We start from the raw sequence: 22539 nt of genomic DNA on the forward strand, positions 1-22539 counted from the left end.
TGGACTGATGAAAGCCCTGACTCAGCAAGAATTGCAGCAATTTGTTCACTACTTCGCACCAATTTTAGACGGTGCCCAGTTGCAGGATATCCTAGTTAATGACCGAGGTCTGGCTTTGGGTTTTCGTAAAGACGTGCATTTTTGGATGATCCTGGACCTTGTTCCCAATGCGCCGATGCTATTGCTTTTTGAAGAGGAATGCCCCTTTAAAAAAGGGCCCAAGGCGAAGCCTGTCGGGCTTTTCCTGAACTCCCACGCAAAGAATCTTTATCTAACCAGCATGAGTGTTCAAGAGGAATTTGGTCGCGTGGTGAAGCTTGAACTTAGGAATTCTTCTACTGATTGTGAATTGGAAATTCGCATGATTCCGAAGCAGTGCAACCTGATCGTGAAAGCCCAGGGAAAGCAGATTGCTTGGGAAAGGCCTTTGGAGTTGACACCTCCACCGGTTGTTGAAAACCCTCCGTCACCACGCACGATTGAAGCTATTCATGAAGAGTGGTTGCAGGAGCAGGGGACGCAGAAAAAATCTTCATTGGATCCTGTCTCCCAATGGGAGAAACAAAAAGAAAAGGACCTGATCAAGAAGCGTAAGGCCCTCTCAGAAATTCAAAAGCAAATTGAAAGTGATAAAGAAGATCTTTGGTACGAGGCGGGACTTTATCTAAAAACTCACGGGACGCTGTTAGTGCCTGAGCATCTTAAGCCTTGTATCAATGACAAAGAATCTTTGAGTTGGAATATTGAACATTGCTTTGCAAAAGCGAAGCAGTTGGCCGGAAAAAAGGACGGAGCCAAAGAGCGGTACGACGAATTGGTCATTGAAATTGCAAAACTTGAAAAGTCTCGATACCAGGAAAAAGAAAAAAAGCCAGCTTTGGTCGATCTTATGCACAAAGCAGAGGCTCGAGGTCGAAAACTTCATTTGGACAATGGTGCTTTAGCTTATTGTGGGAAGTCGGCTGCGGACAATCTAGCGCTGCTTCGCCAGGCGAAGGCTTGGGATTATTGGCTGCATTTGCGCGATTATCCCGGGGCTCACGCCATCATTCACCGTCAGCGCGATCAATTGATTTCAGAAAACGACATTCAAGAAGTCGCCGAATGGGTCGCGAAAGAGTCTTTGTCAGCTAAGTCCTTGATGGTGGGGCAAAAAGTCGCTGTCGTTATCGTGGAATGTCGCTTCGTCCGTCCCATCAAGGGAGATAAATTAGGTCGCGTTACCTATCATTCAGAGAGAACTCTGAGTTTTACCTTGCGTCATGCTTAAGGGGTCTTGACTGACACCAGAGTGAGTCTAAAATTTTCTGTTAGAGTCCCGTCTGGAAAGTTTTCTCTGCGTTGCCGCGTCGTCGCTGTACGGTGTACAGCTTCCTCCTTGCGTCTTGATAAAACTTTCCTGACGGAACTCTAAGTTTTATTTTTGCAGCAGAGGAGATTCACCATGATTGAAGTCAGAGATCTCACGAAAGATTACGGACCAAGACGTGCCATCAATAAGCTCAACTTTTCCATTTCAAAAGGGGATGTTGTTGGTTTCTTAGGACCGAACGGAGCGGGGAAATCCACGACGATGAAAATCATCACCGGATTCATGGCTCCGAGTCACGGGACGGCCTCCGTCGCGGGTTTCGATGTTTTCGAAAATCCCTTGGAAGTAAAAAAGCGCATTGGCTACTTGCCTGAAACGCCGCCGGTCTATGGCGATATGTATGTGCGGGATTATTTACGTTACGTTGCGGCCCTTAAACAGGTTCCCAAAGACAAGATTGAAAAAGCTGTTGATATGGCGATTGAAAAAACAAATTTGAAAGAAGTGCAGAAGCGTTTGATTCAGCATCTTTCAAAAGGTTTCAAACAACGTGTCGGTATTGCTCAAGCCATCGTGTCCGAACCTGAAGTTCTTATTCTGGATGAGCCTACTGTCGGACTTGACCCCAAACAGGTGGCAGAAATTCGTGACCTGATCAAAGCCCTTAAAGGCCAGCACACAATCATTCTTTCGACACACATTCTTCCTGAAGTGGAAGCGACATGCGAAAAAGTCATCATTATCAACAAAGGCCAAATCGTTGCGGAAGACAGCATTCATAACTTGGCGACGATGGATAAAGGCCAAAGCCGTTTGCACATCCGCTTGCGTAAAGATGTTGAAGATATGAGAGCCGTGATTGGCGATATACAGCAAGTGGTTGCATGCAATTCCGGAACCTCTCAAAGGGAATGGAATATTGACGTGAAAGGCGGAGAAGACGTGGTTGAAGCAATCTCGTCTCGCTTAGTCACGAAAGGTTACGGCTTGCTAGAGCTCAGCCCTTCCAAAGTGGACTTGGAAGATGTCTTCTTGAAATTGACTTACGGTAAAGAGCAAGGAAGTGAAGTATGAATGGAACTTTGACAATCCTTAAAAAAGAACTCAAAGGCTTTTACGCCAATCCTACTTTCTGGGTGATCTGTTTTCTTGTCAGCGTGATCTTTAGCTGGGTTTATCCGATTCAGCTGAATTTGTTCGCGCAGCTTTTAACAAACTACGTAATGCAACAGGGTGTTCCGACAAATCAATTGAACATCCATTACGGTGTTTTCTTAAGGCAGCTTTCTTATCTGAATTTACTTTTGATTTTCGTAGTGCCGGCACTGACGATGAAGCTTTTTGCCGAAGAAAAGAAACTTCGCACTTTCGATTTGCTTTTGACGTCCCCTGTGACTTCTTTGCAAATCGTTCTGGGTAAGTATTTCGCCGCACTAGGAGCGGTATTGGGTATAGTGTTCCTGGCCGTCCTTTATCCATTGGCGACATCGACATTGGCGACCATTAACTGGATGCCATTGGTTATTGCTTTCTTTGGAATTTTCTTGGTGGGTGGCGTTTACGCTGCGATGGATTTGTTTTCGTCCTCTTTAACTGAGAATAGCATTGTGGCTTATGTCACTTCCGTTATTTTCAATGTGTCGATTTGGTTTATCGGAATTGGCGCTGAAGTGGTGGATGGCGAAACCGCTCGTAAAGTTTTCGAACACGTTTCGTTAAGCAGCCATCTCTCAAGCTTGGTAGAAGGCACAGTTCGCACCAATGGTTTGGTGTTTTTCTTAAGCATCATCGTTTTGTTCTGCTTCCTTGCAGAGCGCGTTGTTGAATCATCACGTTGGAGATAAACATGAGCAAACTTGGTAAAATCGCATTTCTTTTTGCTGGTATTTCCTTAGTGTCTATGTCGATCACTCGTTACCTGATTGGTGATTGGGTGCCATTTTGTTGGTTGGCGTTGGGCTTGGCCGTGTTTTTCCTAGGACTGGGCTTAGCGAAGGATCGCGCTTTCTTTAAAGAGTTCTTCGTTATGAAGACGACAAAAGAAGGCATGAGCATGGGTGTCTTGATTGTGCTTATGCTGGCAGTGTTGGCATTGGTGAACTACCTAGGCGTAAAGCACTATAAAACGTGGGACTTTTCATCCGCTCAATCTAACACTTTGTCAGATCAGTCGGTAAAGCTGATCAAATCTTTGGATTCTGATTTAAAAGTTCTTTTCTTTTACAAAAAAGGTGTGGAAGGAAATGAAGAAAACCGTCGCATGTTCCGCGAACTGATCAAGAAGTACCAGGATCAAAGTTCCAAAGTTCAATTGGACTTTGTTGAAGTAAATGAACGACCGGACCTGGCTCAAGAGTATGGCGTGGATAAAGGAAGCGGTGTCGTCTTTTTGGATTACAAAGGTCGTCGCAACCGTGTTGAACGTATTGATGAGCAAGAATTTACGAGTGCTCTTGTAAAAGTAACTCGCGAAAAAACAAAGACGATTTACTTCACTGTCGGCCACGGCGAAAAAGATTTGAATGACAGCAAAGAAGGTCTGGGACTTGGCTCTTTAAAACTAATGCTTGAAAACAATCGGTACGTGGTGAAAGAGCTGCCACTGATTCAGAATCCGAAGATTCCGGATGATGCCGACGTGATCGTGATTGCTGGTCCTATCCAAGGCTTTCAAGCTTTTGAAATCACCGCTTTGGAAGAGTATCTAAAAAAAGGTGGTAGCCTTTTCTTAGCGTTAGAATCCCAGAACTCGGCAGGACTTGATGGACTTGTTGGTAAACTGGGAGTGCAACTTGAGAACAACTACGTGATGACGATTGTAGATACGGTCATGGGTCGTGGTATCAATCAAGGTCCTACAGTCGGTGGGGTGTTCTCGCAAACAAATCAAATCACGAAAAGTTTTGCTCGTAGTGAGGTGACTTTGTTCCGCTATCCACAGTCTTTGAAAAAAGGCAAAGTGCCTGAAACCATGATTGTCGAAGAGATCGTAAAAACTCCCGCAAACAGCATGGCTTTCCAAAGCATGAAAATTTCAGGCGATGGCCCTGAAGGCAGCTTTGCTTTGGTTGACGAAGTCGTTGGACGCTTTCCAGGAACTCCTGAGGATGCGAAACAGTTTTCGGCGATCATCGCCGGGGACGTTGATTTCATGTCGAATCAGATGCTTTATCAAAACCTGAACCGCGACTTGGTTTTGAATTCCATTGCGGCGTTGGCTAAAGAAGAAAATCTGATCAGCATTACTCCGAAGGACCCGGCGGCGACGCAAATGTTGCTTACCGAAACGAAGTTCGGCGTCTTCTTGTTTGCCTTTATTATTCCATTGCCATTGCTACTACTAGGAACCAGCGTAGGTCTTTATCTTAGAAGGAGAAATGCCTAATGAAACTCAAAGGTCGTACGATTCTTGTTCTGTGTCTTTTGATTTTGGGTGGTTACGCTTACTGGGACTATCTTCGCGACAAAAAAACCGAAGATACGAATATGGAGCAAGCCCGTCTTATGACTCTGAATTTCGAGCACGTCGACTCTTTTGAGATTCTGAAAGGCGAACAAAAAATCGTTCTGAAACGCAGTGTGGATGGATGGGAATTGATCGAACCCCTTAAAGACTTGGCAGACAATGCCGCCGCCGATGATTTTGTTAAAAACGTCTTCCCAGAAAGAGTGATCGAAGTGGCGCGCGAGGGGGGAGAGATTGACTGGGCCATGTACGGTCTGGATAAGCCCTTAGCGCAAATCACCTTCAAAACCTCTGATGGAAAAGAAAATGTATTTCAGATTTCCAATAAAAGAAATTTTGAAGAAAATGTTTTTGCCCGCCGCGGAAATGAAAATCGTGTGCTGATTGTGAATTCGGTATGGCAGAACCGCGCAAATAAAACGGCTTCGGATTTCAGGGACCGTCGCTTTCTTCGTCACAAAATTGCAAGCGTCGATGTTCTAAAACTTAAAAATTCCAAAGGCACGATGGAACTTAAAAGGGTCGATGGTGTTTGGCAGCTTGTCGGTGCGAAGAAAGACTACAAGCTTGACCAAAACAAGGTGCGTGAAGTCCTGAGCGCGATCGCTGAAGCCAAAGCGGCAGAGATTCTTGCTAACAAAGAGAAAATTCCTGCGGGAAAGTCCTTGTTCACTATGGATTTACAAATCGCGGATAAGTCTTGGAAGGCAGAAGTGACTCAGGCTCCTGATCTGCTGATTTATGCAAAGGTCAGTGATCCGGCTTTCCAGATGAAGATGGAAGCCGGGGCTTTGGATAGATTTATTAAAATGTCACCGGATGACTTAAAAGAGACTCCACCTTCAAAACCGGAAACCAAAGAAGGTGAAGATCAGCAACAAGCCATGGCTGGCCAGAAAGAAAAGAAGTAATGCAAAAGATTGTTGTCAAATCACCAACACGCGTGGATCTAGCAGGGGGCACACTGGATTTGTGGCCTCTGTATCTGTTTATCAATGGAGCTTCCACGGTGAATGTCGCCATTGACGTTTATACGACGGCGGAACTGACTCCTCATGATGATTCGACGATTGTACTTGAATCCGTCGATTTGAAACTGAAAAAAGCTTATACGAATTTGGTCGATGCTCTTTCCGACACTGATCCCAGAATGATTTTGTTGCAGACGCAGCTTCGTTACTGGATGCCGACAAAAGGTTTTACTTTGAAAACTTCTTCGGACAGTCCAGTTGGGGGTGGCTTGGGCGGAAGCTCTAGCTTGACGATCAGTTTGATGAAAGCGTTTTCTCTGTTTTGTGGAAGGCCTTTCAAAGACATTCATCAAATGGTGCATGCTGCTCACAATATTGAAGCTGAAATTTTAAATACTCCGACGGGGACTCAAGACTATTACCCGGCGGCTTCCGGTGGTCTTAATGTTCTTCGTTACAGCTATGATGGCGTTGAACAAGATGTCATGAAAGTCAGTCATTCGCCGCTGGCTGAAAAGTTCATGCTGGTCTATACGGGAAAAGCGCATCATTCGGGTCTTAACAACTTTGAAGTGATGAAAGACTCGGTGGCCAAAGACGCGACCACCTTACAAGCATTGCGTGACCTCAAGGTTGTCGCTATTGAGACAGAGCATGCGGTGCGAGCTGGCAACTGGAATGAACTTGGCACACTTTTTAAACGGGAATTTGATGCGCGCGTGCGTTTAGCTCCCGAGTTTTCGAGTCCTGAGATCTATAAGCTTGCGGAAGTCTCTTTGCGAAATGGGGCTGAGGCTGTTAAAATTTGTGGAGCAGGAGGCGGTGGCTGTGTTCTAGTCTGGTGTCCTCCTGACAAACGCAAAGGGGTCGCTCAAGCATGCCAAGAAGCCGGCTTTCAGGTGATGGACGCAAAACCCGTCGATCCTCTGTAAAAAAGAAAACGACGAAGAAGTCTGCTGTTAAAAAAATGGCAGCTTCTTCCACGGCATCTCACGCCGGTGAGGTGCACCGCTTTATTGGAGTCTCCCTTAGTGGTGGCAAATCCGACAAAGCCTGTGTTTCAGTTCTTGAATACTATCCCAAGCACAAAAAAGTCTTTCTTTCCCGGCTCGTTGAAAAAATCAAAAGCGATGAAGTGCATTCGGCAGATTTTAAAATCCTGGAGATCATCCAGCAGTATCACCAAGAAATAGAGAGCGTCGCTTTTGATGTGCCTTTCAATCCGCCATTCTGTTTGCGCTGTGTTCCTCACTGTCCTGGCATTGAGGGATGTCCGGAAGAACATGTGAAGTGGATGTGGGATTACACCCGCAAGCAGCATAAAAAAAAGAAACCGCGCAAGCTCTTTACTCCGTACACCCAACGCTGCGTTGAGCTTTATCTTTCAACGGAGCTTGAAGAGCCTTTCAATCTTCAACACGCAATGGGGGCGAACACTGCACCTCTTTTGGCTCGCGCTATGTTTATCAAACGGCGTTTGGTCATGCCATGTATTGAGGTGTTTCCGAAGTTATCGGTCTGGAGAGTCGGGCGTTCTTTGAACGTGATGAAAAGCCACTTGCGCTTTCATAAGCACTCCATAGGCGGCGACGAAAGCCGTCGTGAGATCTTAAATGCCCTGAGCTCCCACAACGTGGCTTTCGTCTATGACCAAGACGTGAAATTGATGATCGAAAACAATCATGCCTTTGAATCCTTTATCTGTGCTCTCACGGCGTTCTTGCAGTTTAAAGGATTAACGGAAGCTCGACCTGAGGGATTCCCGCGTCGCGAAGACTGGATTGAGTTCCCGAAGCCTTCGATCAAGTGGGATTCTTTTTGAAACATAATTCTTAAGTTTTTTTGGGGCTCGTTTTTTAAACTAGCCCCGTTTTTGTTTGCCTCCGCATCAAAGTCATTTCACAATTTTGGATGTCTAACCAAATCACACACGGAGGTTTTCAGTGAAATTGGTAAATGTCGTTCTTGTAGCATTGTTGGTATCTGGTGTTGCTCACGCTCAAAAGAAAAGCGGTCTTTTGTCACAAGTTTCTGGCCAAGGTTATGGTTCAGCAGGTTGTGGTTTCGGTTCTATCGTTATGGGTTCTGATGGCAACCAAGTTCTTGCGGCAACTACTAACGGAACTTCTGGTTCTCAAACTTTCGGTATCTCTACTGGTACATTGAACTGTCAACAAGACGGTATCTTCAAATCAGGTCGCGAAGTTCCTGCTTTCATCGAAGTGAACAAATTGGCTTTGGCTAACGACGCAGCTCGTGGACAAGGTGAAACTTTGGCAGGTCTTGCTAACTTGATGGGTTGCAACTCTTCAGCGTTTGCTCCTGTAATGAAGAAGAACTACAATAAAATCTTCGTTGAGACAAACATGCAACCTGCAGCTATCGAAGCTAACATCAACGCAGTTGTTGCGCAAAACAACGTTTGCGGCGCTTAATATTTAGCTTCCTTTAGTGAGGAAATTCGAAACGCAGTGGCTTCGGTCACTGCGTTTTTTATTTCTCTGTTACTGATTTTTATATGTAGCTTAAAAAGAAATCCCTGAAGGATAGTTCTTGTCAAATTTGTACAGAGCCAGAAAGATGGTTCTATGCTTTTGTCGTTACTTCCTCTTCTTTTTGTACATTCTTGGTCAGCCTCGCCAATCCCAGATTCATCGTTAGCGGCGAAAGTGCTGCAAATCTCTCAAGCTAAGAAACTTTCAGAGGACCGTCAGTGGAAAAAGCTTCTTCACTTTGAACGTGATACGTTCTTTGTTACAGAAAGTCAGATCGATAGCCCGAATTTCTTCTTATCAGCCAATGGAAAAAAAGATCCTCATGCAGAACTGGAAGCAACAATTCAGGCCTTCTTTCAAGAGCCTTCTGCGGACGTGAACGAACATGCGCAATGCAAGTTTCCCGCACGCTATCAGTGGCTGAAAGATCATCTTAAAAATGAAAGCATTGCTTGGAAGGATTTGAAGTGTGATCGCTATCTTTCTTTTGCAAAAGGTATGCAGGGTGAGTCGGTTTCATTGGTTTTTTCAAGTTACTACCTAAATAACCCGTCATCTGCCTTCGGCCACACGTTTTTGCGAGTGAATAAAGCGGCAGGACAAGATGGTCAACGGCACGAGCTCTTGGATTACGGCCTTAATTATGCGGCAGAAGCCGACACGAATAACGCCTTCCTTTATGGCTTTAAGGGACTCTTCGGTCTTTTCCCCGGGCAGTTTCGCGCCATTCCTTATTATTATAAGGTTCGCGAGTATAATAATGCCGAGTCTCGTGATTTGTGGGAGTACGAACTGGATATCAAGCCTCGCGCGGTTTCGATGTTGGTCGCTCACGTGTGGGAATTGGGTCCGGCCCAGATTGATTACTGGTATCTGACTGAAAACTGCTCATACCACATGCTTTCTATTTTGGAAGCTGCTGATCCGAAGGTAGATATTTTAGCTCACTTGGACCACTATGTGATCCCGGCAGACACGATCCGTGTTCTTTGGACGAAGACTTCTTTAATTAAGAGTTATAAATACCGTCCTTCCATTCGTCAGGTTTACTTTGAGCGCGGAAAAATTCTGAATAAAGAAGAGCAGCAAGAATTTGCCGAACTTGTTCACCAAATCCGCACGCAAGACGAAATTATTTATGGAAAGTCTTTTCAAGACAGAACGCCCGAATCGCAAGCTAAAATCTTAGATGCGTTTATCGACTTCATTGATTTTCAATACTCAAAAGAGGTGCAAGAGGCGGGGCGAGAAGCGCAGCTGAAGATGCGGGTTTTAGGAAAGCGCAGCGAAATTTCCGTAGAACCTCAAATTATTAGAATCGACCCGGCGCCCGAGGAGCGTCCGCACTTGGCGCATCCTTCAGGTCGTTGGGGTGTTGGGTATCTGCACGACACTGCAGATAAGGATCTCGCACTTCTGACTCATCGCTTTGCTTTGCACGACCGTTTAGATCCGGCATGGGGATATCCAACTTATTCTCAAATCACTTTTTTTGATTTGGGTTTTTCTTATGGATCTTCTTACAACAATCCCGATGAAAAACGTTTTGAGCTTGAAAATTTCGCGGCTTTTGAACTTGTTTCTGCCAGTCCCTGGTCTTCTTTGATTCCAGACCACTCTTGGAGATTTAAGTTAGGCATCGAAAGAACTCGCAATGAAAACTTTCTGCCCACGCATGAAGGCGTTATGAAGTTGGGTGGTGGTTGGACATTTGACTATGGCACTTTTGACATCACGGCTCAGGTTCAAGGCGAAGTGCATTACGGGCCTTCTTTGGCAGATAACAATTTCTGGGTGGGTGCAGGGCCTCTTTGGGAAGTTCACTATAAAGTGAATGCGTGGTGGTTATGGCAGGGCGGCCTTTACTATCGTCGTGACTCGGCGTGGAACAAGCAGGATTACTTTAGAAGCCAAATAGAAACGCAATACAGTTTCACAAAATCCTTCGGTGTCCGAGCGTCTTATCGCAATGAGAGATTCCTTGAGGAAACGAGTCTTCAGCTGTTTAATTATTACTGACGATTCTCGATGTTCCACTGTTTCAGGGAGCTTTTTGTATGTCGCAGTCCACGGCGTTTCCTTACTTGCACGGATTTTCCAAAGACGAACAAGAGCGTTTGCGTAAGCAAGCCCGCTTTGGCGAATACACGGTTTATCAAAATATCAATCTGGCTTCCGTACAAAATCTTTTGGAAGTCGGCTGTGGTGTCGGTGCACAAAGCGAAATTATTCTGCGCCGTTTTCCTGACTTGAATTTGACGGGTATTGATCGCAGTACCAAACAATTGGAAGCGGCTCAATATCATCTATCACAAATGCCTTTTGCGAATGGCCGCTTTCAGTTGCAAGAGATGGATGCGACTTCGATGAAATTTTCTGCGAACGCGTTTGACGGCGCATTTTTGTGTTGGATCCTAGAACATGTTCCTGATCCGATACGAGTGCTTTCGGAAGTTCGCCGCGTTCTTCGTCCCGGCTCGGTGATTTATATCACCGAGGTGATGAATGCTTCTTTCTTCTTGGACCCTTATTCTCCGAATGTTTCCAAATATTGGATGGCATTTAACGAGTATCAGCTGACTCAAAAAGGGGATCCTTTTGTGGGAGCGAAGCTGGGGAATTTTTTGATGCAACTAGGATATAAAGACATTCAAACCGAGGTGAAGACTTGGTACTTGGACAATCGCTCTCCGCAAGCACGTAAGGATTGTATTGAGTACTGGACGGAACTTCTTTTAAGTGCCAGTGACCAGTTGGTGGAAGCAGAGTATGTTTCGGACGAGATCGTTCAGGGAATGAAAGATGAGATGGCAAAGGTCGCCAGTGATCCCAATGCCGTATTTTATTATTCTTTCGTACAGGCCAAGGCGTACACTTAAAGGTTGTCTTTTTTAAGCCAACCTTTTTTGAAAATCCAATAAGTAATTACGATCACCACCAGTAGCATCACGCTTAAAATGATGTAGTAACCGTTTTGGGTATGCAGCTCAGGCATATTGTCGAAGTTCATTCCGTAAATACCGGCGATAAAATTCAAAGGCAAAAAGAAGATCGAAAAAACGGTCAGTACACGCATGACTTCGTTCGTTCGATAAGAGGCTTCATTGGTTTTCTGTGACATCAACGACAGATGAAGATTTAATAGGCCAGTGATTTCTTCATGGATCCCGTCCGCATAGAAAATTAACTTTTCTAAGGGTTCGCGCACGTGATTTAAATCGCGTAAGGGGATGGTCACTTCATTGCTAACTTTGTTCAGAATATCGGCGGTGAACTTAAAAACTTTGCGATACGAGGACACTTTGCGTTTGATTGTATAACCTTCGCGTAGGATGTTTCTGCGCTTTAACGCAAAGACGCGTTCTTCAATAATATCCGTCTTCGAATCCAAATGGTCTAAAGGGATATCGAAACTCTTAATGGTCTGAAGAACTAGATTTTTTACTAAAGAATTGAGCGTGTGCTTTTCAAAAGCGGCTTTGTCTTTTTTCTCGGATGTACATGGAAGGGCCGAGCGGTGAACGGAAAGCACGAAGTCTTTCCCGATAAAGAGAACCAGCTTTGTTGTCAGCTCTTGCATCGTGGCGGCTTTCGGCTTGGCCTGTAAATCCTGATGACGCAAAATAATCATTAAGCATTTTTCATAGAACTCGGCTGTCGGTAAGTGCTCCGGATCTAAACAACTGGAAAGCACCTGGAGCGGAATGGGAAACTCTTCTGCAAGTTGAACGAAATTTTCCTGCGAAGGAGCTTCGCAGTCGACCCACTTAAAATCTTGCCATTGGTGCTCAAACCGTTTCATGATCCCAGTATGACAAAGTTTTTTAAGCTTCGCCGTACCTTTTTGAAATGCATTGCGTTGCTGTCTCTGACAGGCTGCCAGTCGTATTTCTATTTTCCTATGAAGGAAAAACTTTTTGATCCGGCGAAGATTAAAATGCAGCCTGAAGATGTGTTTTTGAAAACGCAAAGCGGAAACACAATTCATGGGTGGTATTTCCCCGCAACGACCGTGACAGAAAGCAAAGGAACTTTGCTCTTCTTTCATGGCAATGCCGAAAACTTAACGTCGCACTTTTTGATGTTCCACTGGCTGCCGGCCAAGGGATATAACTACTTTATTTTTGATTATCCAGGTTACGGTCTGTCTACGGGAAAACCTTCGCCAGAAAGCACCGTTGAAGCGGGAATGGCTGCTGCCGAATGGTTGCATCTAAAAAAAGATTCTCGTCCTTTGATCATCTATGGTCATAGCTTGGGTGGGATTGTCGCCTTACGAACCGTGGAAGAAATTAAAAATGAAGTTCCCATTCGAAACGTGATTATCGAAGCGAGCTTTTCTTCCTACCAGCAAATGGCACGCAATGTTTTAAGCCGTCGCTGGTTCACCTGGCCCCTTCAACCTATCAGCTACTTTGTGATCAGTGACAACTATGCACCGAAGTCTTTAGCAGACATTTCTCCGTTACCGCTTCTTTTTATTCATGGAGCTGACGACTACGCGGTAGAGCTTAAGAACTCCGAGAAGATGTTTGCGGCAGCTCGCAGTCCCAAAGAATTTTGGGTGATTCCGGGCGGACATCATGGAGACCTTTATGAGCTTCGTAATGGCGAGCTTCGGGATCAATTATTGGCTTACCTATCTAAAACTTTGACAGTGTCTAAGTAGTCAAAGCTCTTTTATTGCATCTTAGAAAGCATGCTTCCTGCAAGTGAGAGCGCAGGATGAAGAGCCGTCTTTTTACTCTTATTTTTACGCTTCCTTTAATAATCACAGCCTGTGCTCCCGATCAGCGCGACCAGGGTTCAACGCCGGTTACGACCTATGAACCGCCGCGCCCTACGGTGGTCGAACAAGACGGTTATAAAATTGCTCGCGGGGCGACTCGTTTGGTGGACACCAATGTTGTTTTTGATCCGACAACGAAGGCCATGACTCTCACAGGTAAAATTGAATATCTGCCCGTTCAAGGACAGTCGTTGCAAATGATTGATGTGGATCTAGCAGGGTTGGTGGATCAAGAGGGCTTCATTAATCTGCGCAGTGCCCGTAAAGAGGTGTCTTTGCCTCAAGGTGTGAAGTTAGCAGCTAAAGCGACCTGCTTAAGCGAGGAAGGCACCTGTCATTCTTCATTTATCGATATTTACTTGTATGCCGATGGTTTGATCTATCATCACCAGATTGAGTCTCATCAAGAAGCACCTAAGAAAGATTCTGGGGAAGAGAAAAAAGAAGAGCCGACTACGCCTGAACAGACCGAAGAGGAATTGGAATCCGAGGGTGGTGCCGATGAGGTCGATGGCGATCTGGGTTCGTACGTCGGCAGTGTCAAAGAAGATATCGAAAATCTTTTGGATGTAAAGCCAGAGCCCAAAAAAGAAGAACCAAAAAAGGAAGAGCCCAAGAAAGAGGAGCCACCGAAAACGGAGACTCCGAAAGCGCCAGTTCCTGCTCCTCGTCCGGAAACTCCAAAGAAGGATGAGCCTAAGAAGGAAGAACCTAAAAAAGAAGAACCGCCTAAAACGGAGACTCCAAAGGTTCCAGTTCCTATTCCTCGCCCAGAGACTCCCAAGAAGGATGATCCGAAAAAAGAGGACCCTAAAAAAGAAGAACCAGCTGCGGATGCAAAACCTGAGATTAAAAAAGTCAGTCAGGCCATTGGGCCTGTGAATCAAGGTCGTCTCGAGAACGCGATGAACATGTTGCGCTATCAAGAGACTCATGAGCCTGCGGGTTTTAAAGTCATGCGTCCGGCGCGTTTGACTCACTTTGCAACAAATGAGTTGGGTTACATCGTGGCGCAGATGGGTCTTTTCACAAAAAAAGAAATTCCCGGTTACGTGATGTCGATCGGGGATTTGTCTCGTGAAAAAGGTGGAAAGCTTGGATCCCACAAATCACATCAAAATGGTTTGGATGCGGACGTAGCCCTTTTCTTTAACAATAAGTCTTTTCAAGGCTTCTTTGCTTCGGCAGTGGCGGTTGATAAACCTCATGCAAATTGGATGGAAGAAGAACAGTGGAAGCTCTTTAAGCATGTGGTAAAGACCAACCTTATTGACCGAATCTTTATTCATAAGGTTTTAAAGAAATCGCTATGCAATATAGCTATCAAAAATGGTGAGCTGCAAAAGGGTAAAAACGAAGGTCTGGCTTACGAAACCTTGCGCCGTTTGATCGCCGACACCGACCATCACAATCACTTCCATTTACGAGTGAAGTGTTCGAGCGCCCAGGTTCGTTGCCGCCAAATGGCAGAGCCCTCTCACGGTTCGGGTTGTTTTTGACGAATCCCTTTTAGACTGACACACTTTAGATTATGGCTGATTGGCGTGATCGAAGTGAAATGAATGGGGACGTGGTTTTCTTCCGGTATGTATCGGAAGGAATGGAAAAGAGTCACGAAGAAGTCTTTATCTGGGATTTGGATAAAACTTATCTCGACACGACCATTGATTCGCTTTCGGGTCTGATGACCACAATTCTGGAGCGCGCCTTAAATAAGAAAAACATTCCTGGCACCAACGTGCTGATGCAGTCTTTGTCGGAGTACCGTAAGCAACAAAAAGGCTATATGTACTTTCCGATTTATTTCATCACGGCCTCACCTCCGCAAATGGAAGAGCGCATCTCTGAAAAATTCTCTTTAGATAATATTCGACCGTTTGGTTGTTTTTATAAAGACAACTTGGCGAATCTTCGTCCGGGCCGCTTCTGGCGTTTGACGAAACAAGTGGGATACAAACTTCAAGCCTTGATGCAACTGAGAACCAGACTTGCCGATAACGTTCGTCAAATCTGTTGGGGAGATGATAGCGAAACGGATGCGATCATCTATAATCTTTATTCCGATATCTGTTCGCGACGTTTGGGGGCTCACGACATTCGCACGACATTAGAAGGTTTGAATGTCACCGGTGAACAAGTAAATACCATCTTAGATTTGCAAGCGAATATTCCAGAGCAAGATCCGGTCGAAAAAATCTACATCAATCTTGCGACCGATACAGACCCTGATTACTATTTGAAGTTCGGGCGCCGCACGCTAGCGACGTACAATACTTTTCAAGTGGCGTTGGATCTTTACCAAGATCATCGTTTAGGCCTTGATGGAATTTACGGCGTCATTCAAGACATGATTTACAATTACGGCTACACACCTGAAGAGCTCATGAAAAGTTTTGACGAATTCATCCGTCGCGGTGTCTTAGGCGAAAGAGCCTATCAAGAGGTGAAACCTTTCTTCAACGAGAAGGGATTGCTGCACAACTCTTACGAACCTTCTGTTAGCCCGCTGAAAGAAAAAACTGTTGAGGATGGAAGAGTGTACGAAATGGAAGGAGTCCACGAGCCTTGGATTCCTGAGCGGATTGATTATCTTCACGACTATCGTTAGGGCCTTTGCGCCGGGCTTACCGTTTTAAACTTTATTGAAGCTCATAGCTGCGGGCGGCACGCCATCCGGGCTCAGTCGGTGCCGAGCCTTCGGCTCGGTTCGCGCCGTCGTGGCGCCACCGAAGGCCGTCCTTCGTATGAACTTCAATAAACTTTAAAACGGTAAGCCCTCGTTAAGGACTTACGTGTCGGAAATAACTGCGACAGGAATCAAGTTTAGGCTTCGTGCGTTTTGGGTACCTGCTTCCCTTTGTGTTGAAAAGGAACCAGGTGCGTTTATTCGAAGCGCAGAGGGAAGACTGTGGAAATGGGGTCGCCGTTGAAGGATTTGAATTCGACTCGGCGGGTGGCTTCTAGCAGGCATTTTTTGAAACCGGCGTCGTTGATGCTTGAGGATGCTATTTCGGCTTGGTTGACTTTTCCGGTGCGTTCGATGGTGAAGGTGATGGAGGCTTGTCCTGTGACTCCGGGAGTTTTTTGTAGGAGTTGGGTGTAGCATTTGAAGAATGAGCCGCGGTGAGTTTTCAAGGTGTCTTGAATGAACTCAGAAGTCAGGCCTTCTTGAATGTTGGGTGTGGGTTGTGTCGGACTTGTTTCTGCAGGGGCGAGGTCTGGCAATGTTTCTGCCGGAGCTTGTTTTTTGTAGTTCATTTCGTAGTCGGTGGCGCTCCAGCGGATGCCATCTTTAGAGATGTACACGCTGCCTTCGCGGCCGAAGTTTTCTACTTGCAGGTCGCCTCTTTTTAAAATCAAAACGATGCGATCGCTTTCTTCATCAATTGTGATCAGTGAATTTTCAGGAATGCGGATGCGGTAGGCGGAATCAAATTCCATGGTCGCGTCGCCATCCACGCCGGTTTCGACTGAATCCAACGCGAAGAGTGTCGACTTGCGCGTGAGAGTTTCTTTTTGCGTGAGGTTCTTGCGTAAGACGAAGACTTTGCCAAGATTGAGTTCAATACGCGCTAAGGGGCGAGAGCCAGGCTTTTGCTTTTCGGTTTGTGTTGCTACGAAAAGAGAAAGACCTACGCTAACAAGACCTAAAATAATCAGAGTGGAAATCAACCAGTTGTTCTTCGCCATAGAGAAACTATAGCGAAGAACTTTTTGAAGATGTACTAAAATTACTGAGCAGGAGAAGCAGCCGGTGTAGCGGCTGGAGAAGCTGCAGGAGTTGCTGTTGCTGCTGGAGTTTCCGCAGGAACTGCGGCTGCACCGTTAGTTTCTGTTGTTGCAGGAGCCGCAGCTGGAGCTGTTGGCAAAGGCAAAGAATCCACAACAGATTTAGTTTTAGAAGAAGTCAAAATAGACAACGTCAAACAGCTAACCGCGAAAAGGATTGCTGCCCAAACTGTCATTTTACCAGCCAAAGATTGTGCGCCCGTTGCACCCAACAAAGAGTTTGAACCGCTAGCGCCGCCCATACCAAGAGCGCCATCACTTTTAGAATCTTGAATCAAAACAAGAACGATCAAGACCAAAGCAACGATGATATGAAGAATTCCAATGAAAGTAGTCATTTTCTAGTATCTCCCAAAGATCCCTGAATATAGGGACAAACAGGGGTCTTCGTCCACCCCAAAGTGCCCTAAATCCAAGACATTGATGCTCTATGTCATGAGCTGGTCTTTTCAAATTTAAGCCACGCTATAGACTAAGGCTTATGAAAAAAACTCTGATCGTCCTTCTGTTTTTAAGTTTCCAATTCCTTACGGCCTGCACCTCAGATGAAAAAGTGCTTAAAACAAAGGCACTAGAGCTCGCTGAAAAGAAATTTTCTGAGCAAATTAAGCAAGAGGCCGACGACAGCCTTTCTCAATCCCAATGGCTGCATCAAGCCTATACACAGTTCATTCAAGACAATTCCAAGGTTTCTGTGGAAGAGGTGAAGATGCAAAGTGAGACCCTGGCCACGGTGTCGGTGGTGGTCGAGACTTATCCCCTGAAGTTTCGTCGCACACTTTTAGGAATTGCCTCTCGGGTGGATGCCAGCAAAAGCCGTCGCTTTAATTTTAGCGAGGCCCGCGGATTGATTGTTCAACAAGGCATGGATAAGGGCGAAGTGGAATCTCAACCCTTAGGCGTTTTCAAGTTTCACAAATCAGATAAAAACTGGATTTTGGATTAGAACATCCACCCCAGCTGAATTTTCGCGAGCGTAAAGCGGGGAAAGTAAGAGGCGATATCCAATGTGGTATTGACCTCGTCCTTGTACTCGTTGTTAGTCGCATAGTTGATATAGTCGTCATCGCGTTTTGATACGTGGATGGGTTGCGCCCAAGAAAACCAATCCACACCAATCGTAAAGTTCTTTTTGATGGTCCAACGATTGCCAAAAGCGAGATTGAATCCCCAGGCTTCGATACCCACAACTTCGGCGTCAGGATAAGAGCCGCTGATGGCGTCGATAAATTCATTTCCCAATTGCGCATTGAAAGAGAAGTAGGTGATGCCGTAACTCCAGTGAAAACTGTTGTTGTTACCATAACTGCGACGAATCAGAGAAATACGTCGCTCTGTCATCTTTCCCAAATCATCAACGAAAAAAGGCAGTGCTAAAGAGCCTTGCATGAACTCGAGCTCCCAGGATTTCTGCGCACCTTGATTGATTCCCGCCGTCACGCCCCATTTGCTTGGAATTAAAAGATCAAACGGCGCATAGTCGCCGATCACGAAATATTTATTTTCTTGGCGGTTGACTCGAGACTCATCCAGGATTCCCAGTGTCGACGAGGCGATCTTTTCAAGTTGGCTTCTTTCTGCTTCTTTTTCTTCTTGCGCCGAAGGAGTTACCGATTCTGTTTGTGTTTCTGCAACCGGTTCAGAGACCGGAGTCTGTGCCGGGACGATGAGAGGAAATAGAAGAAAAAATATAAAATATAAAATACGCATACGAATTTGTATGCTGCTGATAAATTGAAAGCAAATAAAAAAGGCGCACTCACTGTGCGCCTTTTTTAATGAGAGAAGTTGTCTTTGTCTTCGTTTTTTAAGTTCTCTCCGGGCGGGGAGGATGAGGACTTGCTCTCTTCAGGTGTTGGCACTTTGCCCTTGCCATCATACTCGTTGATGTATTCTTCAGGTGGTCCTTCCATTGTGTGAAGTTGTTTGGGCCTGTCGATAGGCTTTTGAGGTGTGGTGAAGACCGGTTGAATATTATTGATATACTTATCAGCCATGGGAACCTCCTCAAATGACATTTCTTATTCTAACAAAAGCTTCCAGCGAAATCAGAAAAGGTCCTGTTTATTATGCAATTGAAACTAAAAATAAGAGTTAGGTCTGATTTGATTCCACGGGAATAAAAATACGGAGTGATCGAGGTAGCACGCGGATTTTAAGAGGTGTGGTTGTGCGCACATCACCATCTACGTCCACGTGCATGGTGCGTTTGGTGCGAAGTTGAATTGTCTGACCTGAAAAACTTGTTACATCATTCTCGTGCTTGAACTTCCCGGTGATCAAAGCGGGAATTAAAATAAAGGAATGCCACCATTTTTTTGTTTCGGTGCTAAGACCGTGTAAAGTGGCGTCTTCTAAAGAAGCGTCTTTGTGAATGACCAGGCCGTTTCCGTAATTTCTTCCGTTGCAAATACTGACTTGCCATGAAAAAGCATTGTGGGTTTTTCCATCGAACTCCAATTGAACCCAAAAGGGTGTCATTCGTAATAATACTTTGATAGCAGTGAGTATAAATGCAAAAACACCCAACCAGCGCTTGAGGTCTGCTTGCACGACTCGATTGACTTGAGTACTTAAACCTAATCCAACTACGTTCATAAATGGAATGCCATTCACGATGCCGGTATCAACGACGTGGATCTGTCCGGTTTTTAAAAGTTCCAAAGCGTCTTTGGTGTTTGTTGGAATATTCAAAGTTCGAGCTAAGTTATTGGCGGTTCCTGAGGGAATTAAAAGCAATGGAAGGTTGTGGCGTATCAGAGCCGGCAAGGCTTCGCGCACGGAACCATCGCCACCCGAGACAAGCACGATAGGACTTTCTTTTGCGAAGTCATCAATAACTTCTGTCATCGGACGTTTCGGTGTGCTCTTGTGATCCAACACCTCATAGCCGTTTTCTTTCAGCCACGCCGTAATTTCCTCCTCGACCAAGTGGCCTTGACGAGCCTTGGGGTTGACCAACACGAGGATCTTTTTCATAGTATTTCGATGAAGAGAGTTCTGCATATTTCTGATCTCCACTTCGGGCGCATTCATCCTCCGGCCATTGAGGCGCTTGAAAATTTTTTGGCGGCTCAACAACAAAAGTTGGATCTGATCGTCATGACGGGGGATTGGACCCAACGGGCTCGCAAAGGCCAATATCAGGCCGCGGCCGAGTTCATCAAACGGTCTCCCTTTCCAGTATTAACGATTCCCGGAAATCACGATATTCCTTTGTACAATTTCGTCGCGCGTCTGGTGCAGCCTTTGAGAAACTACAATCGTTTTATCCGCAGTGTGACGACTGACACTTTTGAAGATCCCGAAATGGTGATCGTGGGATTCCGTACGGCCAGTGTTTTTCGTCCCGTTGAAGGACGCGTTTTAAAAAAAGATATCGAACGCGCGGAAAAGGTTTTTTCAAATGCGCCCGACTCGGCCCTGCGGGTGATTGCATGCCATCATCCTTTGTTTCAACCTAAAGACCTGGCTCGCATCCAGCCTGAATATCTGGCGAATCGAGTCTTGGCTCTGAAGCCGCATTTGGTTTTAAGTGGGCATTCGCACTTAAATTGGGTGGCCACCGTCAAAGATGAAGAGGGCCATCAGATTTTGCACATATCTGCAGGAAGCGCGACATCAGATCGCTTGCGCGGAGAGGTTAATAGCTTTCATATTATCACCACTGAAAATGCGGGTGTGAATATTGAAACGTATTTTCTTTCCGAGGAAGGTTTTGTGATCCCGAAGGGCGAAGTGCACAAGTCCGTCAGATGGGAGCCATTTATAAACCTGTAAGGCCTCGGCTTTCAGTGCCCTGGGAAGGTTCGATGTCGAAGGCTTAGACATACGAGCTCTCGTCCAATCAAATACTTAGTACTCGAAAAACCCGGTCTTGGCTTTGCACCAAGTCCCATCAGTATGAAAACACAGTGGCGCTTCTTATTGGTGGCTTTGCTTTTCCTTTTGCCTTCAGCACATTCATGGGCTGAAGACCCGTCTCGTATTGAGACGGAAGTTGAAGAAAAACTTCTAGATAAGGTTCAGATCGCCGACCAAGAGCGGACGCTTATCAAAATTGCCGAAGACAAGATCTTCGAGTTTGACAAGTACCCTGACCGCGAAGAGATGAAAGCAGCTTTAGGCTTAAAGCTTCCTGAAAAAGTAAAACAGCAGATTTTAGCTCGAGGCGGATCTATCGAAGAAGCCGACCCAATGCAGGCTTATGAAAGTCTTCCTGAAGATAGAAAACAAAAGTTTCAAGAAATGCGTTTGATGTTCTTGGCTAATGCGGCTCGTATTATGAATTCAACAAAGTTTGTATTCGGCGCGGGCAGTGTGGTCGGAGATGCCTTTAGTTTTGTGAAGGTAAAAACCAAGCAAGCCTTCGGAAAAACAGTCGAGCAGACGCCGACAGAAAAAAGAACTTTTTCAGTGCGCAGCCATCAAGCAGTTCAAGCTGTGTTAAAAGGTATTGATTATAAATTATGGTCCCAAGCGCCTCTGGTGATTGACTCGAACGAGTTCGGATTGAGTGTTTCTGTAGGAGCGTTAGCTGAAACCGGCGTTTTGCGTAAGGGCGGCGGTGGTGCCGAAGAAGTGGGTTTAAGTTTCGCGTTTAATAAATCAAAGCGTGCCTTCGTTTTTGAGATTTTCCACAATTCAGAAAGTTTTGATAATACCAAAGCAGCAGTTTCGGTCTTGGGTATTGTCGGTAAAGCGGGCATCACTTTGGGCCGACGAAATGGGGCTGAGACTTTAAAAGGAAGTTCGTTTTATCCACCGGCAGTGCCTGGTTATAGTGTGTCATCACCTGAGTATTTCTCAGCTGGATTGAGTTCGAGTTTAGGTTTTCCTCCGCCTCCGTTGGCGGATCTATTGACGTTCACCAACCGCTTTGAACGCCATCATCTTATTCGTGTCACGGTGTCCCCATTGGTTAAGGGCTTCGTCAGACTCGAATTTGGCGACGTTCGCGGTTCAATGCGCCTTGTCGGAATGCGTTTTGTTGACGTCTATCGCGCTATATCTGACAAAGTTCTATCGTACGGCCGTGGCCGTAGCTGCAGTGTAGTCTTTAATTAGAAGTTGGCCTTAATGAAATTTTTGGTTTTTGAAGGATTGGATGGCTCTGGGAAGAGCTCCTTGATGCGTGCCCTTGAAGGGGAACTGGCGCGTCGTGGGGTGGCTTTTCAACGCACTCGTGAACCGGGAGGAACACCTCTTGGGGATGAAATTCGCAATATGATTCTTCGTACGGAAGGGCCTTCGCCACTTCCCCGCACTGAACTTCTTTTGTATGAAGCAAGCCGCGCTCAACACGTCGAACAAGTGATTCGTCCGGCTTTGGCCAAAGGGACGTGGGTTCTTTGTGATCGCTTCACCGCAAGTTCAGTGGCCTTTCAAGGCGGCGGTCGTGATATTTCTGAAAAAGATGTGATGTCTTTAAACGACTTCGCTACGGGTGGTTTGAAACCCGATCTAACAATTCTTTTAGATCTTTCTGTCGAGGAATCTCGCTCACGTCGTCAAGGGCGTGGGGCCGCTAACGGAGAAAGTGAAGATCGCATCGAGTCTGAAGCGGATTCCTTTCACGAAAAAGTGCGTCAGTCTTTTTTAAAGCAAGCTCGCGCTGAAGCGTCTTCATGGCTTGTGCTCAATGCGCAAGAAACTCCCGAAGTTCTTTTCCAACAACTTCTGAAGGCTTTGGCCGAAAAGAATATTTTGAAATAGGT

At 45.7% G+C, this 22539-nt stretch carries 23 protein-coding genes; 17 read left to right on the forward strand and 6 right to left on the reverse strand.

The features are described 5' to 3' along the window. Positions 1–7: 7 nt before the first annotated feature. The 10 genes from AZI87_RS15125 to AZI87_RS15170 all read left to right on the forward strand — a co-directional run bounded on the left by AZI87_RS15125 (position 8) and on the right by AZI87_RS15170 (position 11123). Positions 8–1270: a DUF814 domain-containing protein gene (locus AZI87_RS15125; protein WP_063208811.1), complete on the forward strand. Its 1263-nt coding sequence runs from the start codon at positions 8–10 to the stop codon at positions 1268–1270. A 174-nt stretch (positions 1271–1444) separates the two neighbouring features. Next, positions 1445–2386, forward strand: a complete 942-nt coding sequence (locus AZI87_RS15130; RefSeq protein WP_063208813.1) for an ABC transporter ATP-binding protein — start codon at positions 1445–1447, stop codon at positions 2384–2386. Continuing rightward, on the forward strand, positions 2383–3156 hold the full coding sequence (locus tag AZI87_RS15135; protein WP_063208815.1) for an ABC transporter permease: 774 nt from the start codon (positions 2383–2385) through the stop codon (positions 3154–3156). The genes AZI87_RS15130 and AZI87_RS15135 overlap by 4 nt, the downstream gene beginning before the upstream one ends. Positions 3157–3158: 2 nt before the next feature. Beyond that, the gene (locus AZI87_RS15140) at positions 3159–4697 is read left to right on the forward strand and encodes a GldG family protein (protein ID WP_063208818.1); all 1539 of its coding nucleotides are present in this window, start codon (positions 3159–3161) and stop codon (positions 4695–4697) included. Next, positions 4697–5689 carry a DUF4340 domain-containing protein gene (locus AZI87_RS15145; RefSeq protein ID WP_063208820.1) on the forward strand — a complete coding sequence of 331 codons (993 nt, stop codon included), beginning with the start codon at positions 4697–4699 and terminating at the stop codon, positions 5687–5689. Before AZI87_RS15140 ends, AZI87_RS15145 begins: the two co-directional genes overlap by 1 nt. Further along, the gene (locus AZI87_RS15150) at positions 5689–6681 is read left to right on the forward strand and encodes a GHMP family kinase ATP-binding protein (protein WP_063208822.1); all 993 of its coding nucleotides are present in this window, start codon (positions 5689–5691) and stop codon (positions 6679–6681) included. Before AZI87_RS15145 ends, AZI87_RS15150 begins: the two co-directional genes overlap by 1 nt. Continuing rightward, complete coding sequence (locus tag AZI87_RS15155) at positions 6627–7571, forward strand: DUF429 domain-containing protein (protein WP_063208824.1); 945 nt, start codon at positions 6627–6629, stop codon at positions 7569–7571. The genes AZI87_RS15150 and AZI87_RS15155 overlap by 55 nt, the downstream gene beginning before the upstream one ends. Before the next feature lie 121 nt (positions 7572–7692). After that, positions 7693–8184, forward strand: coding sequence for a DUF3015 family protein (locus AZI87_RS15160; RefSeq protein ID WP_155722587.1), 492 nt, complete (start codon positions 7693–7695; stop codon positions 8182–8184). A 153-nt stretch (positions 8185–8337) separates the two neighbouring features. Then, the gene (locus tag AZI87_RS15165) at positions 8338–10263 is read left to right on the forward strand and encodes an Lnb N-terminal periplasmic domain-containing protein (protein ID WP_063208826.1); all 1926 of its coding nucleotides are present in this window, start codon (positions 8338–8340) and stop codon (positions 10261–10263) included. A gap of 38 nt (positions 10264–10301) precedes the next feature. Further along, positions 10302–11123 (forward strand): class I SAM-dependent methyltransferase, encoded by an 822-nt coding sequence (locus AZI87_RS15170; RefSeq protein WP_063208828.1) that lies wholly within the window; start codon positions 10302–10304, stop codon positions 11121–11123. Here AZI87_RS15170 and AZI87_RS15175 read toward each other — a convergent pair. Beyond that, positions 11120–12046, reverse strand: coding sequence for a CorA family divalent cation transporter (locus tag AZI87_RS15175; protein WP_063208830.1), 927 nt, complete (start codon positions 12044–12046; stop codon positions 11120–11122). The two genes, AZI87_RS15170 and AZI87_RS15175, sit on opposite strands and share 4 nt — an antisense overlap. Before the next feature lie 9 nt (positions 12047–12055). Here AZI87_RS15175 and AZI87_RS15180 point away from each other — a divergent pair, with 9 nt between their 5' ends. From AZI87_RS15180 to AZI87_RS15190, 3 genes are read left to right on the forward strand one after another with little or no spacing between them, the layout of a single operon-like run. Then, a complete protein-coding gene (locus AZI87_RS15180) occupies positions 12056–12913 on the forward strand; it encodes an alpha/beta hydrolase (protein ID WP_063208832.1) in 858 nt (285 codons plus the stop codon). 56 nt (positions 12914–12969) lie between these two features. Further along, positions 12970–14532, forward strand: a complete 1563-nt coding sequence (locus tag AZI87_RS15185; RefSeq protein WP_063208834.1) for a penicillin-insensitive murein endopeptidase — start codon at positions 12970–12972, stop codon at positions 14530–14532. Between the two features lie 32 nt (positions 14533–14564). Continuing rightward, on the forward strand, positions 14565–15641 hold the full coding sequence (locus tag AZI87_RS15190; protein WP_063208836.1) for a phosphatase domain-containing protein: 1077 nt from the start codon (positions 14565–14567) through the stop codon (positions 15639–15641). Positions 15642–15916: 275 nt separating this feature from the next. Here AZI87_RS15190 and AZI87_RS15195 read toward each other — a convergent pair whose 3' ends face one another. Then, positions 15917–16723 carry a TonB family protein gene (locus tag AZI87_RS15195; RefSeq protein ID WP_063208838.1) on the reverse strand — a complete coding sequence of 269 codons (807 nt, stop codon included), beginning with the start codon at positions 16721–16723 and terminating at the stop codon, positions 15917–15919. Positions 16724–16764: 41 nt separating this feature from the next. Next, entirely contained in the window at positions 16765–17160 is a 396-nt protein-coding gene (gene secG / locus AZI87_RS15200; RefSeq protein WP_063208840.1) for a preprotein translocase subunit SecG, read from the reverse strand. 143 nt (positions 17161–17303) lie between these two features. Here secG and AZI87_RS15205 point away from each other — a divergent pair, with 143 nt between their 5' ends. After that, positions 17304–17768: a hypothetical protein gene (locus tag AZI87_RS15205; RefSeq protein WP_063208842.1), complete on the forward strand. Its 465-nt coding sequence runs from the start codon at positions 17304–17306 to the stop codon at positions 17766–17768. Here AZI87_RS15205 and AZI87_RS15210 read toward each other — a convergent pair. The 3 genes from AZI87_RS15210 to AZI87_RS15220 all read right to left on the reverse strand — a co-directional run bounded on the left by AZI87_RS15210 (position 17765) and on the right by AZI87_RS15220 (position 19801). Further along, positions 17765–18532: a hypothetical protein gene (locus AZI87_RS15210; RefSeq protein ID WP_063208844.1), complete on the reverse strand. Its 768-nt coding sequence runs from the start codon at positions 18530–18532 to the stop codon at positions 17765–17767. The two genes, AZI87_RS15205 and AZI87_RS15210, sit on opposite strands and share 4 nt — an antisense overlap. A 65-nt stretch (positions 18533–18597) precedes the next feature. Continuing rightward, complete coding sequence (locus AZI87_RS15215; protein ID WP_063208846.1) at positions 18598–18819, reverse strand: hypothetical protein; 222 nt, start codon at positions 18817–18819, stop codon at positions 18598–18600. Between the two features lie 97 nt (positions 18820–18916). Next, positions 18917–19801, reverse strand: a complete 885-nt coding sequence (locus AZI87_RS15220; protein ID WP_172795532.1) for a diacylglycerol/lipid kinase family protein — start codon at positions 19799–19801, stop codon at positions 18917–18919. A gap of 9 nt (positions 19802–19810) precedes the next feature. Between AZI87_RS15220 and AZI87_RS15225 the strand changes: the two genes are divergently transcribed. The 3 genes from AZI87_RS15225 (at position 19811) to tmk (ending at position 22537) form a co-directional block, all read left to right on the forward strand. Then, entirely contained in the window at positions 19811–20602 is a 792-nt protein-coding gene (locus AZI87_RS15225) for a metallophosphoesterase family protein (protein WP_063208850.1), read from the forward strand. Between the two features lie 123 nt (positions 20603–20725). Further along, a complete protein-coding gene (locus AZI87_RS15230) occupies positions 20726–21889 on the forward strand; it encodes a hypothetical protein (protein WP_063208852.1) in 1164 nt (387 codons plus the stop codon). 12 nt (positions 21890–21901) lie between these two features. Continuing rightward, positions 21902–22537, forward strand: coding sequence for a dTMP kinase (gene tmk, locus AZI87_RS15235; protein WP_063208854.1), 636 nt, complete (start codon positions 21902–21904; stop codon positions 22535–22537). The last annotated feature ends 2 nt before the right edge of the window (positions 22538–22539 follow it).

Source organism: Bdellovibrio bacteriovorus, from assembly GCF_001592745.1.
In the GTDB taxonomy this organism is placed as follows: domain Bacteria; phylum Bdellovibrionota; class Bdellovibrionia; order Bdellovibrionales; family Bdellovibrionaceae; genus Bdellovibrio; species Bdellovibrio bacteriovorus_B.